This is a genomic window from Gulosibacter sp. (genome assembly GCF_052090685.1).
Lineage (GTDB): Bacteria > Actinomycetota > Actinomycetes > Actinomycetales > Microbacteriaceae > Gulosibacter.
The window spans coordinates 52595-66072 of record NZ_JBQDBE010000011.1 but is presented as its reverse complement, the minus strand read 5'-3'; the positions used below and the strand labels follow the sequence as shown (position 1 = coordinate 66072).

Annotated in this window: 13 protein-coding genes; 10 read left to right on the top strand and 3 right to left on the bottom strand. The window is 61.8% G+C overall.

Translation table 11 applies throughout. The features are described 5' to 3' along the window. From ACTHXA_RS08915 to ACTHXA_RS08875, 9 genes are all read left to right on the top strand, one after another. Positions 1–768: an amino acid ABC transporter ATP-binding protein gene (locus ACTHXA_RS08915; RefSeq protein ID WP_441671496.1), complete on the top strand. Its 768-nt coding sequence runs from the start codon at positions 1–3 to the stop codon at positions 766–768. Between the two features lie 216 nt (positions 769–984). Beyond that, positions 985–1836 (top strand): type 1 glutamine amidotransferase, encoded by an 852-nt coding sequence (locus ACTHXA_RS08910; protein ID WP_441671494.1) that lies wholly within the window; start codon positions 985–987, stop codon positions 1834–1836. A 30-nt stretch (positions 1837–1866) separates the two neighbouring features. Next, positions 1867–2097, top strand: coding sequence for a hypothetical protein (locus ACTHXA_RS08905; RefSeq protein WP_441671492.1), 231 nt, complete (start codon positions 1867–1869; stop codon positions 2095–2097). Next, positions 2094–2393, top strand: a complete 300-nt coding sequence (locus ACTHXA_RS08900; RefSeq protein ID WP_441671490.1) for a type II toxin-antitoxin system RelE/ParE family toxin — start codon at positions 2094–2096, stop codon at positions 2391–2393. The genes ACTHXA_RS08905 and ACTHXA_RS08900 overlap by 4 nt, the downstream gene beginning before the upstream one ends. A gap of 204 nt (positions 2394–2597) precedes the next feature. Then, entirely contained in the window at positions 2598–4460 is a 1863-nt protein-coding gene (gene dnaK, locus ACTHXA_RS08895; protein ID WP_441671488.1) for a molecular chaperone DnaK, read from the top strand. A 3-nt stretch (positions 4461–4463) separates the two neighbouring features. Further along, the gene (locus ACTHXA_RS08890) at positions 4464–5186 is read left to right on the top strand and encodes a nucleotide exchange factor GrpE (RefSeq protein ID WP_441671486.1); all 723 of its coding nucleotides are present in this window, start codon (positions 4464–4466) and stop codon (positions 5184–5186) included. Between the two features lie 91 nt (positions 5187–5277). Continuing rightward, positions 5278–6279 (top strand): DnaJ C-terminal domain-containing protein, encoded by a 1002-nt coding sequence (locus ACTHXA_RS08885; RefSeq protein WP_441671484.1) that lies wholly within the window; start codon positions 5278–5280, stop codon positions 6277–6279. 44 nt (positions 6280–6323) lie between these two features. Beyond that, entirely contained in the window at positions 6324–6797 is a 474-nt protein-coding gene (locus ACTHXA_RS08880; protein WP_441671482.1) for a heat shock protein transcriptional repressor HspR, read from the top strand. Between the two features lie 112 nt (positions 6798–6909). After that, complete coding sequence (locus ACTHXA_RS08875; RefSeq protein ID WP_441671480.1) at positions 6910–7827, top strand: D-alanyl-D-alanine carboxypeptidase family protein; 918 nt, start codon at positions 6910–6912, stop codon at positions 7825–7827. A gap of 2 nt (positions 7828–7829) precedes the next feature. Here the strand turns inward: ACTHXA_RS08875 and ACTHXA_RS08870 are convergent, their stop codons facing one another. Together ACTHXA_RS08870 and ACTHXA_RS08865 are read right to left on the bottom strand one after the other, a co-directional pair. Continuing rightward, positions 7830–9206, bottom strand: a complete 1377-nt coding sequence (locus ACTHXA_RS08870; RefSeq protein ID WP_441671478.1) for an LLM class flavin-dependent oxidoreductase — start codon at positions 9204–9206, stop codon at positions 7830–7832. 307 nt (positions 9207–9513) lie between these two features. Then, positions 9514–10797: an acyl-CoA dehydrogenase family protein gene (locus tag ACTHXA_RS08865; RefSeq protein ID WP_441671476.1), complete on the bottom strand. Its 1284-nt coding sequence runs from the start codon at positions 10795–10797 to the stop codon at positions 9514–9516. A gap of 281 nt (positions 10798–11078) precedes the next feature. On the opposite strand from ACTHXA_RS08865, the gene ACTHXA_RS08860 reads away from it, so the two are divergent. Beyond that, a complete protein-coding gene (locus tag ACTHXA_RS08860; protein ID WP_441671474.1) occupies positions 11079–12416 on the top strand; it encodes an acyl-CoA dehydrogenase family protein in 1338 nt (445 codons plus the stop codon). Positions 12417–12451: 35 nt separating this feature from the next. Here ACTHXA_RS08860 and ACTHXA_RS08855 read toward each other — a convergent pair whose 3' ends face one another. Next, a complete protein-coding gene (locus tag ACTHXA_RS08855; protein WP_441671472.1) occupies positions 12452–13468 on the bottom strand; it encodes a phosphotransferase in 1017 nt (338 codons plus the stop codon). Between the last annotated feature and the right edge of the window lie 10 nt (positions 13469–13478).

Sequence of the window (13478 nt, the reverse complement as noted above, 5' to 3'; positions counted from 1 at the left end):
ATGAAAAATGAAAAAGTCTTGGTTGCGCAGGGCGTCACGAAGTCATTCGGTTCGAATGATGTGTTGAAAGGCATTGATCTTTCCCTGCAGACGGGCAAGGTCGCCTGCATTGTTGGGCCTTCAGGATCGGGGAAGAGCACTTTTCTTCGGTGTATTAACCACCTCGAAACTCATGACGGCGGCACCATCGAGGTGAACGGTCAGCTTGTCGGCTACGACTACCGAAACGGCAAGCTCTACGAGATGCGCGAGGAATCCATCGCGAAGCGTCGTCGCGAGACGGGCATGGTATTTCAGCAGTTCAACCTGTTCCAGCACATGACGGTGATGCAGAACATCATTGAGGGTCCCACCAAAGTTAAAGGTGTCTCGAAAAAGGATGCGGTTGAAAAGGCTCGCTATTTACTCGACAAAGTCGGGTTATCCACGCACGAGAAGCACTATCCCTCACAGCTCTCAGGTGGACAGCAGCAGCGCATCGCGATCGCTCGTGCGATGGCGATGGAACCGAGCCTGATGCTTTTTGATGAGCCGACTTCGGCGCTGGACCCGGAACTCGTTGGGGAAGTACTCAATGTAATGAAGGACCTCGCACTCACAGGAATGAGCATGATTGTGGTTACGCACGAGATGGGCTTTGCTCGTGAGGTCGCGGACGAAGTGATCTTTATGGACCAGGGCTACGTCGTCGAGGCAGGACCTCCCAATCAAGTGATTACCAACCCGCAGCACGAACGGACGCAGGCGTTCCTGTCCAAGGTGCTCTAATCGTTCGTGCGCAGTGGCCGCTCTCTCCTGATTTGGTAGGTGAGAGCGGCCGCTTCGATAAGCGGATAGTGCAAGATCGCTCAGAGCGCCCGAAACCGCAACCGGTGGGATAGAGTCCGAGCAAGAACGCTCAGATCGGTGCCGGTGCGAGGAATGCAGGGCCGACGCCGAATTGTTGAGCGTGTCGTCTGGTTATTCGGAGGAAAGAGGGATCGAATGTCGCAGGACACGACTCACCAAGCTGTATCGGAACTCAAGGCAGCTCCGGCGGTTGCGGATCCCGAAACTGCGCATCCTGAATCGATGTCCTCTGAGGCATCCGGCGCGCAGCCTTCGGTGCTCGTGATCCAACCCGACGAGGCCGCGGACCTGGCGCAGTTCGCTGGCTGGCTCGAGGATGCCGCGGTCACCGTTCGGGTCATTCGCCCCTATTCGGGGGAACCGCTGCCACGCGAGGTCGCGGAAGACAGCCTGATTGTTCTTGGCGGTCACATGAATGCCTACGCAGATGAACGGGCTCCTTGGCTCGAGGACGTCCGGTCGCTCATTAGGGACGCTGCCGACAAGGAAATTCCGACGCTGGGTATTTGTCTCGGAGGGCAACTGATTGCCGCGACGATGGGCGGGAGCGTCAAGGTCTCTGCGCCGCAGGGCCTCGAATCGGGCGCGGTCGAAGTGTCGTGGACCGATGCGGCGGCCGATGACGCAGTGTTCGGCGGGCTTCCGAATGATTTCATATCTGCGGCATTTCATTCCGACGGGATTGATGTGCTGCCGCCGGGGGCTGTGTTGCTCGGTACCGGCGTTGACTACGCGCATCAGGCTTTCCGAATCGGGTCGGCTTGGGGCGTGCAATTTCACCCCGAAGCGGGCTTGGCTCGGTTCAGAGAGTGGTGCATTGAAGATCTCGCCGAGAACCCCGATCGCTCAGCGGCATTTGAATCGCAGATTGCTGCGTTTGAGCAAGTTGAGGCACGGATGCGTGCGGGGTCGCGGCAACTCGCGGATCAGTTTCTCGAGGTGGTGCATGCGACGCGCCAAGCACGCATACGTGTGACTCAAAGCTGAATAGTCAGGTTTCGGGAGTATTTTGGACTCATGGTTGACCGCGATCTCTTGGAGAAAGTGCTGCAGCTCGATGCAGCTACCCGTCGCGAGCTTCGTGATGCGATCGACGATTCATTACACATCGAGGTCGACCCGGAACTCGCTAGCCAACTGGATGCCCGGATTCGCGAAGCAGACGCCCACCCTGATGACCATGTTTCCTGGGGGGACGTCCGTGCGCGAGGGCAACGCAAAATTTCTGCAGCGAAGAAATCTGCGTGACCTTTCAACTAGTTTTTCGTCGGACCGCAGATGATGACTACAGTCAGGCAATTGACTGGTACCTGGCCGAAGCGCCCCATGAGGTTGAGCGTTTCGTAGAGAAAATCGACCTCGCCATTGAAGTAATTCGCGATCGACCTCTGTTGGCGCGTGTCGCATATCGGGGACTGCGGAACGTCAAGACGGACGTCTTTCCTTACCACCTCTGGTATCGGGTATTCGAGGAGTCCGAGCTGATTGAAGTTGTTGCCGTGCTCCACTATGCACAGGACCGGTTGCGCCTGGAATATCGCTGAGTGTGGTGGCCCACCTTGTCTTGATCGCCTGGCCACCGCAAGACTTGAGCCACCCCCACTCAACTCTCAGCTTTTCAAACTTGACACGCTCCGGCTCAAGACTAAGCTTGAGTCAGGTTCACTCAAGGTTGCTTCTTCGGGAAATCGCTCCCATAGCATCCGAGAAACCGCAGACCGCACTAAGAAAAGCCAAAAGGAGAACACATGTCACGTGCCGTTGGTATTGACCTCGGAACCACGAACTCTGTCGTTGCAGTCCTCGAAGGTGGCGAGCCGAAGGTCATCGCCAACGCCGAGGGAATGCGTACGACCCCCTCGGTCGTCGCATTCGCCAAGGATGGCGAGGTGCTCGTCGGTGAAACTGCCAAGCGCCAGGCCGTCACGAACGTCGACCGCACCATCGCATCCGTCAAGCGCCACATGGGTACTGACTGGACTCAGTCGCTCGACGACAAGAAGTACACGCCGCAGGAGATCTCGGCGCGTACGCTCGGCAAGCTCAAGCGCGACGCCGAAACCTACCTCGGTGACAGTGTGACCGACGCGGTCATCACCGTTCCCGCCTACTTCAACGACGCTGAGCGTCAGGCCACGAAGGAAGCCGGCGAGATCGCGGGCCTCAACGTGCTCCGCATCATCAACGAGCCCACCGCAGCAGCCCTCGCATACGGCCTCGACAAGGGTAAGGAAGACGAACTCATCCTCGTCTTCGACCTCGGTGGCGGTACCTTCGACGTCTCCCTCCTCGAAGTGGGTAAGGACGACGACTTCTCGACCATCCAGGTTCGCGCAACTGCCGGTGACAACCGCCTCGGTGGTGACGACTGGGACCAGCGCGTCGTCGAATACCTCACGAAGGAATTCAAGAGCCAGACCGGTGTCGACGTCTCGAATGACAAGATCGCGCTCCAGCGCCTCAAGGAAGCCGCTGAGCAGGCAAAGAAGGAGCTGTCGAACTCGACCAGCACCTCCATCCAGCTGCCCTACCTTTCGCTGACCGACTCGGGCCCCGCGAACCTTGACGCAAGCCTCAGCCGCGCCAAGTTCGAAGAACTCACCAAGGACCTCCTCGACCGCACCAAGAAGCCCTTCAACGACGTCATCGCGGAAGCAGGCGTCAAGGTTGGCGACATCGACCACGTCGTGCTCGTCGGTGGTTCGACCCGTATGCCCGCCGTTTCGGAGCTCGTCAAGCAGCTCACCGGTGGTCAGGAACCCAACAAGGGTGTGAACCCGGATGAGGTTGTCGCCGTGGGTGCGGCCCTCCAGGCAGGTGTTCTCAAGGGTGAGCGCAAGGACGTTCTCCTCATCGACGTCACCCCGCTGAGCCTCGGAATCGAGACCAAGGGTGGCATCATGACCAAGCTCATTGAGCGCAACACCGCGATCCCGACCAAGCGTTCCGAGACCTTTACGACGGCGGAAGACAATCAGCCTTCGGTGCAGATCCAGGTGTTCCAGGGTGAGCGCGAGTTCACGCGCGACAACAAGCCGCTCGGCACCTTCGAGTTGACCGGTATCGCACCGGCTCCGCGCGGTATTCCGCAGGTTGAGGTCACCTTCGACATCGACGCGAACGGTATCGTGCACGTCTCCGCGAAGGACAAAGCCACCAACACCGAGCAGTCGATGACCATCTCGGGCGGCTCGAGCCTCCCGCAAGAAGACATCGACCGCATGGTCAAGGAAGCTGCCGAACACGAGGCAGAGGACAAGGAGCGTCGCGACGCTGCCGAGCGCCGCAACCTCGCTGAGTCGACGGTCTACCAGGTCGAAAAGATCATCTCCGACAACGACGAGAAGCTCCCCGCCGACGTCAAGAATGACGTGCAGGCCGACGTCGACGCGCTGAAGACTGCGCTCGCCGGCGAAGACGACGAGGCTGTCAAGACCGCATTCGACAAGCTCAATGAGTCGCAGCAGAAGCTCGGTCAGGCTATCTACGCTCAGCAGGCCGAAGAGGGCGAAGCCCCGCAGGCCCCGACCGAAGGCGAAGCGACCGACGCTGACGAGGACATCGTCGATGCTGAAGTTGTAGACGAAGACGACGAAGAGAAGAAGAACTAGTCGATGACTGAGCAGAACAGGGGCGAACGAGACCCTGCCGAGAACGAAGAGCCGATCATTCGCGACAAGCGTCGGATCGACCCGGAGACCGGGAAGGTTCGCGAGCCGAACCTCGACGCGGAAGCGGCTGCGAGTGACGCTACGGCTGACGACGCACCAGCAGACGAAGAGGCGGCCGAGGACCTCGACCGAGAAACCATCTCGGACGAAGACCTCGCATCCCTCCTCAACGAAGCGATGAACGCATCCGCAGCTTCTGATCTGCCCGAGGAATCCGCAGCCGCGGTCGAAGAGACCGAGGATGCGCGCCTCGCGCGGGAGCGCCTCGACGACCTGCGTCGGGTGCAGGCTGAGTACACCAACTATCGCCGTCGCACCGAGCGGGAGAAGAGCGAACTTGGTGACGCGACTGCGGCCGAGATCGTCAAGCAGTTCCTCCCGGTCTTGGACGACCTCGGTCGCGCCGAGACCGCGGGGGACCTCCCCGAGGGCAGCGCGCTGCAGGTGATCGTGGCGAAGTTCTACGCCACAATCGAGAAACTCGGCGTGGAAGCGTATGGCGAGAAGGAAGAGGCCTTCGACCCGAACATCCACGAAGCGATCGCGCAGATCCCGAATCCCGAAGTGACCGAGCACACGATCGCCGACGTGGTCCAGCTTGGATACCGAATTGGTGAGCGAGAGATTCGTCCCGCCAAGGTCGCGGTGTTTGTCCCGGCCGAATAGCGGCGAAATGGATGGGGGTGCTCGCTCACGCGGGTGCCCCCATTTGCCCACAGGGCTGGCAATACCGTGATCTTGAAAGGAGACGAAGTCCATGGCAAGCCAAGACTGGTTTGAAAAAGACTTCTATAAGACGCTCGATGTCGACAAAGACATCAGCGACGCGGAGCTGCGGAAGGTCTACCGCAAGCTCGCGCGCAAGTACCACCCGGATTCAAATCCCGGGGACAAGGCCGCCGAAGAGAAATTCAAAGAGATCTCCGAAGCCTATGACGTGCTCTCCGACGCCGATAAGCGCAAGGAGTACGACCAAATTCGTGCGATGGGCGCGGGCGCACGCTTCTCCGCCGGGCCGGGCGGTCCTGGCGGTGCAGGCAATTTCGAAGACCTCTTCGGCGGGATGTTCGGCCAGGGCGGCTTCAGTCAGGGCGGCTTCCAGCAGGGCGGCCGCAGCTACTCAACCTCCGGTGCGGGCAACTTCGAAGACCTCTTTGGCGGGATGTTCGGCGCCGGGGCCGGCGGACCGGCAGGCTTCCAAGCCTCGCCGAAAGGTGCGGACCAACGCGCATCCACAACCCTGAACTTCATGACCGCCATCAAGGGTGACACGATCGACCTGCAGGCCGGCGACGGCCGCGTCATTACCGTGCGCATCCCCGCCGGGGTGAAGGATGGCCAAAAGATTCGGCTGCGCGGTAAAGGCTCCCCGGGGTACCAGGGCGGACCTGCGGGTGACCTCATCCTCGAAGTGAGCGTGCGGCCACACCCCGTGTTTAAGCGGGACGGCAACAACATCGTTGTTACCGCGCCAATCACCTTTGCGGAAGCCGTCAAGGGCGCCACAATCGAAGTGCCGACCATCGACGATAAGACCGTCAAGGTCCGCGTGCCCGAGTTTTCCCAGTCGGGGAAGAAACTGCGCGTCAAGGGCCGTGGCGTGAAGACGAAATCTGCCACCGGCGACATGGTGGTGGAACTCGCCGTGGTCGTCCCGAACCGACTCACGCAGGAACAGGAAAAAGCGCTCGATGACTTTATTAGCGCATCCCCTGCCGACAACCCCCGCGATGACCTCTTGCGTGAGGCACGCGTGTAGCGTTCGGTAGAGTCCAACATCCATTTGCTCGATAGGAGGTAGCGATGACAATCCCACCCACGCCGAATCTCGATGAGGACGCACCGGTATTCTCGATTGCCATCGCTGCCGACCTCGCGCAGATGCACCCGCAGACCTTGCGGCAATATGACCGGATGGGGCTTGTGGTACCCGAGCGCACTTCGGGCCGGGTGCGGCGCTATTCGCTCGCCGATATTGCAAAGCTGCGGGAAATCTCCCAGCTCTCGGAAGCTGGGGTGAGCCTGGAGGGCATCCTGCGCATTATCGAACTGCGGGAAGAGAACCGCATTCTGCGCAAACGGATGCAGCAGCTCGAGCACGAACTCGCCGAGGAACGCATTAACCGTCAGCGGGTGTTTGCTGCCGGACACGGCGAAATCATTGCTGTCACTCGCGGCAGCCGCATCCGTGCTCGCAACGAAATCGTGCTGTGGGAACCGCGCAATGTGGCTCGCTACGAAGACGAGTCCGAGGAGGACGCGGACGACTTCCGCTAGGGCTGGGGAGTCAGGGCCGCAGATTTCCACGGATGTGGGAAGCTATGCGAGGCTCGATTGAGCCGGACCGCCCGAGCGCGGAGATACCTGCCTGAATCCGAGGAGATACGACGTGACTGCTGAGCCCGACGAAGCTGCGGCATCCTCTTCTAAGGCACCGCAGATCGCGCGCGTCGTTGGCAGTGTTGCGCTCGTTGCGCTGACGGTAATCGGTATCGGAATCGCTGCCGGTTGGGGTGCCCCGAACGAGCCACTTAGTGTTGTCTCGCCGACGACTGCGGTTGTCTCGCCGACGACTGCTCCGGACCAGCCCACGACTTCGACGGCACCGGGCGCACCCACCGGTGACGGCGCATCCACCGCGCCGACTGGCGACGCGACGAACACCCCGGAGACCACCGCAGCGGAGTCAACGACCGACCTCGACATCTCGACCGCGTCAAGCGTGACCGTGCTGCTGAACAAGCGCACTCCGCTCGACCCCGCCGATTACGCCCCCGAGCCGCTCGTGTATATGAGCGATATCGGTATTGATTCGATCAACGGCCACGCGCTCCGCGAGGATGCGGCACTCGGTATCCAGGAGTTGTTCGCGGCGGCTGCGGAAGCCGGCCACGTCCTCGACATGACCAGCGGCTATCGCGATTACGACCTGCAGACCCAGCTCTATGACGGCTACGTTTCCGAGCGAGGTCAAGAAACCGCCGACGAAACGAGCGCGCGCCCCGGATACAGTGAGCACCAGACCGGGCTCGCGGCCGATATCTCTGCCCCGGGAAGCGATCCCTACTGCATCCTGCAGGAGTGCTTTGGCGAGACCGAAGCTGGCCAGTGGCTCGCCGAGAACTCCTGGCAGTACGGGTTCATCCTGCGGTACGAAGAGGGCGAGACCGCGATCACCGGATACTCGTATGAGCCCTGGCACTTCCGCTTCATCGGTGTGGATGCTGCCACCGAGTACCACGAGTCCGGTGCGACCACGTATGAGGAGTTCCTCGGCGTAGACCCGGCCCCGGACTACGGCAACTAGACCTACGCGAGCTGCCCTGCCGCATCCCGCGCGAACGCGCCGCGATAGCGAGCCGCGGGGTGGCGCTCGTTCAGGCACGCCTCGCCGAACAGCTTCTGTCGCAGCGGGCCCGGTGCGTACTCGCTTTGCGCGAGGCCGCGCTCCCGCAGCACCGGCAGCACCTTGTCGGCGAATTCCTCGAAGGAACCGGGAATCACCCAGTTGATGACGTTGATCCCGTCCACGCCCGCGGCTTGCCAGCGCTCGAGTTGATCCGCAATCTGCTCGGGAGTGCCGACGACGCGGTTTGCGCCACCGACCCGAACAGCAACGTCTTGAACGACGGGTTCGCGGTCGGTGATTGCCCGACTCGTCCACTCGAGGAACCCTCGTGCCGTGTTCGTGTTGATGTCTTTGAGCGGTGTGTTGGGTGGGTATACGCGCCCATTGTCGTCCACGAGAGCTGAGTGCGCGAGGTAGCCCTCATTGCTCGACCAGCGGGTGAATTCCTCAGCCTTTTCGTTCGCTTCGATTTCGGTGTCGCCGATCACGAAACTCAAGCCCTGGAAGAACTTGATGTCGTTCCGATGGCGACCGGCGGCTTCCGCAAGCGCGCGGGTTTCGTCAATCTGCTGCCGCGCGATTTCAGGGGATGGCGAGATGATGAACGTTGCCTCGGCGTGTTCTGCGGCAAACTTGCGACCGGATGCGGAGGAGCCCGCTTGAAAGAGCAGCGGTGTGCGCTGCGGGGACGGCGAGGGCAGGTGCGGGCCTTCGACGCGATAGCGCTCGCTCTCATGGTGGATCTTGTGGATCTTCGAAACGTCGGCGTAGATGCCGCGCTCCTTGTCTTTCAGGAGTGCGCCCTCATCCCACGAACCTTCCCAAAGCTTGTAAACGACATCGACATACTCTTCGGCCCAGCGATATCGCTCGCTGTGGTCGACCAGCTGCGGCAGGCCGAAGTTTCTGGCGCCGTTGTCCTGCGTACCGGTGACAATGTTCCAGGCAATTCGACCGCGGGAAATGTGGTCGAGCGTCGACACCTGTCGCGCGAAGTTGAACGGATGATTCTGAGCGACGTTCGAGGTGAGGGCAAGACCGAGGTGCTCGGTCACCACGGCGAGCGCACCGAGCAAGACGGTCGGATCATTGCTTGGGATCTGCAGGCCGTGGCGCGTGTAGACCTCGTAGTCGGCGTCCGCATCGCCGTAGTGCCCGGTGACGTCCGCGAAGAACATCGAGTCGAATTTCGCTTCCTCGAGTGTCTTCGCCAGATTGATCCACACATCGACGTCCTCGAAATTGACCTGCTCGGCGTCGGGCCGGCGCCAGTGCCCGTGCTGGATGTGCGAGTTCGTGTTCATGACGAACGCATTGAAATGGAGTGGCTGGTTCATTGGAAGCTCCTTCGCTGATGAATGTGTCAACCGTAGAAAGCGGGGCGAGTCACGAAAAGGGCGCGTGACGCCAGGCGACGGGAGACTTCCGAACATGACTGTTGATGTCCTTCTAAGACATCCCGGGAATTAAATGGATGCGTCGGGTCAGGCTCTGAGGTACACGCGGCAAGCGGTCTGTGCCGCAACCGTTGCGCCCGGCAAGCCGTAATCATGGTTGGTAACGCTCATCATGGTTGAAGTACGAGCCATGATGAGCGTTACCGCCCATGATTGCGCGCCAGATGCGCGCCAGCTCACGGCACCGCTAGCTGTACCACGTGGGCTCGGGGATCTCGCCGGTCAGCACGAACTTGCCGACTTCGTGTTTCTTGTAGGGCAGCGGATCGTGGAGGCTGTGGGTGCGCAGGTTTCGCCAGTAAATGTCGAGCCCGACCGAGTTCGCACTCGCGCGAGCGCCCGTGAGCTCGTAGATCTTCGACGCAATCTCGAGACCATCTTCGATGATGCGCACTTTGCCGGCTGCCACGCGCACCGCAACTTCGCCGCGACGACGTTCGGTCAACTCTTCGCGCGGTGCATGCAGCACCTCACTGATCTCGAGGTCGATCTGGTCGATGAGCGCCGCATCCGCCCAAAGCTTCGATGCCAGCGAACCGTAGCCTTCGCGAATGTAGAACTCTTCGGTTCCGCGCTGTTTTCCTTCGCCGCCGAAGGGCCAAGCGCGCGTATGCTCGCGCGTATAGGCGGATGCGGTGGCGAGCGCGCCTTCCGCAATGCCGAGGTAGATGTTGTTGAACACCGCCTGCAGCCCCGGGACGTTCAAGGTGTTGTAGGCGAGCGGCTGGAACACCCTGTCCACGAAGCCCGCAGCCCCCGACCAGTCGATGCGCACATCCCGAATCTCAACGGAACCCGATTCGGTGAGACGCTGACCGAGATTGTCCCAATCGCCAGCGAAGATGATGCCCTCCTGCTTCGACGGCACGATCGCAAAAATGTGCGTATCGGTACCCTGCAACACGCCCTCCAACACCGTGAGGTCGGTAACCCGGCCACCGGTCGAGAAGGACTTGTGGCCGTTGAAGACGAGTTCCTCGCCGTCTTCCGCGATGGTCAGGTCGCTGTCACGCGGATTGACTGCGCCACCAAAGAAGAAATTATTGGTCGTGTAAAGCTCCTCGACCGCGGCGATTTGCGCCTCGGTGCCGACAAGCCGAACCGCCCACGCCCAGAGGTAGTGATAGCCGAGCAGCTGCCCGATCGAGCCGTCCGCGCGCGAAATAATCCGGACGATCTTGTTCACGACATGCCATGGAAGTTCCGCACCGCCGTGGGCAGCGGGGCCAAGCGCGGTGACCAGGCCGGCGTTCTTGAGCAACTGCACTTCGTTGTGGGGAGCCTGATTCGCGCGGTCGCGTTCCACGGCATCAGCAGCGAGGATGTCCGCCACGTCTTGCGCACGGTCCAGCCACCCTTCGTGACTCGTGGGGCGGGGCACGTTCTGCCAGCGATTCAGCAGCTGTTCGGGTGCGGTAATGAGGGATGCGGGATGCGACACGGTTGTTTGGGATGCGGTTGTTTGGGACACAGTTGGATGCTCGCTTTCAGTGGGTGCGACAGGGTGGTCGGTGGTCGGCGGTCTTCAGCCGCAAATCACTTGCTGAGAAATCTGAATGCTGCAAGCCCCACGGTCAACGACGGCGTCCCGAAGATGTCGCCCACTGACGCAGTGTTACACCCGACGTAATTGCGCGTCATCTTTTGACATGTGGCGCGACCCCGAGGGATGGCCCACGTAACTTCCTTCGCAATGCATCCGCAAATACAGCCACGCATCCTGCGGCAAACGTCAACGAAGGGACCTATCTCATGACTCAAGTGATTGACCAGCACAAGAACGGCGGCGCACCCGACAGCGCCGGAGCGACCGCCAGGCCCCGCGTATCCGCAGACCAGCTCCCCGAGCACGTGCGCGAGGAACTCTCACTCGGCACCGACTACGAGGTGCTGGCGGAGAAGTTCCGGCCGCTCTTCCAGCAGATCGCTGAAACCGCGGTGGAGCGTGAGCGTGTGCGTCGACTGCCGCAGGCGGAGATCGAGCTGCTGAAGCGCGCCGGGTTTGGTGCCGTGCGGGTGCCGAAAAAGTACGGCGGTGATGGCGCATCCGTGCCGCAACTGATTGAGCTGCTCACCGAACTGGCGGCCGCCGACTCGAATATCGCGCAGGCGCTGCGTGGCCACTTCGCATACGTCGAGGACCGTCTCAATCAGCACGCGACGAGTGACCAGTCGGCGTGGTTTGCGCGCTTCGTCGCCGGCGAGACTGCCGGCAACGCGTGGACGGAAGTGGGCGCGGTCAAGGTCGGCGATATCAACACCCGCGTGAGTGAAACCGCCGAGGGACTCCGGGTAAATGGCGCAAAGTTCTACACCACCGGCAGCATCTACGCCGACTGGCTCGACGTGTATGCGGGCCGTGACTCCGACAATGAGCCGGTCATTGCGCTCGTCAACAGGCACCAGCCCGGCGTAGCGATCAGTGACGACTGGGATGGTTTCGGCCAGCGCACCACGGGGAGCGGCACAACGGTGTTCACGAATGCGGCGGTGGATGCCGAGAACATCACCGTGTTTACCGAGCGGTTCCGCTATCAGACCGCGTTCTACCAACTCGTGCACCTCGCGACGCTGGCCGGTATCGTCGAGGCCGCGTCGGCAGAGGTGGCGAAGCAAGCGGCTGCGCGCAAGCGCGTTTTCAGCCACGGTTCAAGCGATCAGTGGAGCCAGGATCCGCTCGTGCAGCAGGTGGTCGGGGTCGCGACTTCGCAGGGATTCGCGGCACGGGCCATCGCGGTTCGTGCGGCCGAGACTTCCCAGGATGCGTATCTCGCGCGTTTCTTCGGCGACCAGGACCAGGACCAGGACACCGAGCAGCGAATCAACCAGCGCGCCGAGCTGGAATCGGCACAGGGACAGGTGGTCATCATTGACCTCGCACTCGATGCGACGAGCAAACTCTTCAACGCGCTCAGCGCTTCAGCGGCCTCGGAGGCGAAGAAACTCGACCGGTACTGGCGCAACGCTCGCACCGTGTCCTCGCACAACCCCGTCGTGTTCAAGCAGCGAATCGTTGGTGATTGGGCGATCAACGGCACCGAACTGCCCTACGCCTGGGCGATCGGGTCGCAGAAAGAGGATGCGAAGTAGCAAGGGCCCAAGGCAGCGCAGCGACAGCGCCAGCACTACCGCAAACGCTCGCGGATGCCCGCAAGCGTGGCCTCGCGGTCGGCCGAAAGATACGCATCCAAGACCGGCACCACCCCGGCCGACCGGGCCGCCGCGTAGTCGCCGCGGTCGCTCGCCATCCGCGCCGTCCACACGCTGAGGTTGACCGCGAGGCGCGCGGCCGCCGAATCGAAAATCACGCTGGCCTCGTCCTCGGAAAGCGGCACGAGGGCACCCCAACCGGCCACCACATCCAGCAGCGCCGCAACCGGAGTGGGGGAGCGGCGGCTCGCGTAGGCGCCCGCAACCACGAGTTCGGCGACGCGGGGTGCCCAGACCATGTCACCGAAGTCGAGCACCCCGGTAATCTCGTTGCCGGTCACCAGTAGGTTCGAGTCATGCAGATCGTGGTGCACCACCTGGTGGGGTAGCGAAGCAAGCTTGCTCGCGACGCGTTGGGCAAATCGATCGGATGCGGTTTGCAGCATCGTGCGGATGCTCGAGTCAGCGGCCGAGGGCATGCTCGCGGCGAGCGACTCGAGACTGCGCGTGAGCTCCCACGGGTGCGCGATTGGCGCGGGCGGTTTCGGATGCTCGGCCAGTCCCCGGGAGATGTCGGCCGCGACACGACCGACATTGTTGAGGAGCTCGGTGGCGGGCACGGTCGAGTCGAGGGGCGTGCCCGCCAGCCATTCGCCGAGGTGAATGATCGCCGGTTTGCTCGGATGCTCGAGTACGGTCAGCAGTTCGCCGTTGACGGATGGGATGGTGCGGCCGACGGGGATGCCGAGCGACTGCAGGTGCTCCATCGCCTCGGTTCGCCAACCGGTGATGGCGAGTTCCGCATCCGTGAACCGTGAGGCCTTGAAGGCGAGCGTTCGCCCGTCGCTGGTTTCGACACGGCTCACCGTGGCGAGCTCGCTCGGCATGGAGCGGAGCTCTTTCGCCTCGAGGTGGTAGACCTTCCGCAGGGTTGCTTCGACCTCTAATGGTTCGAGGGAGAGCAGCTCCGGGGCAACCGCGCTATTCGGCAAGTGGCGTCCT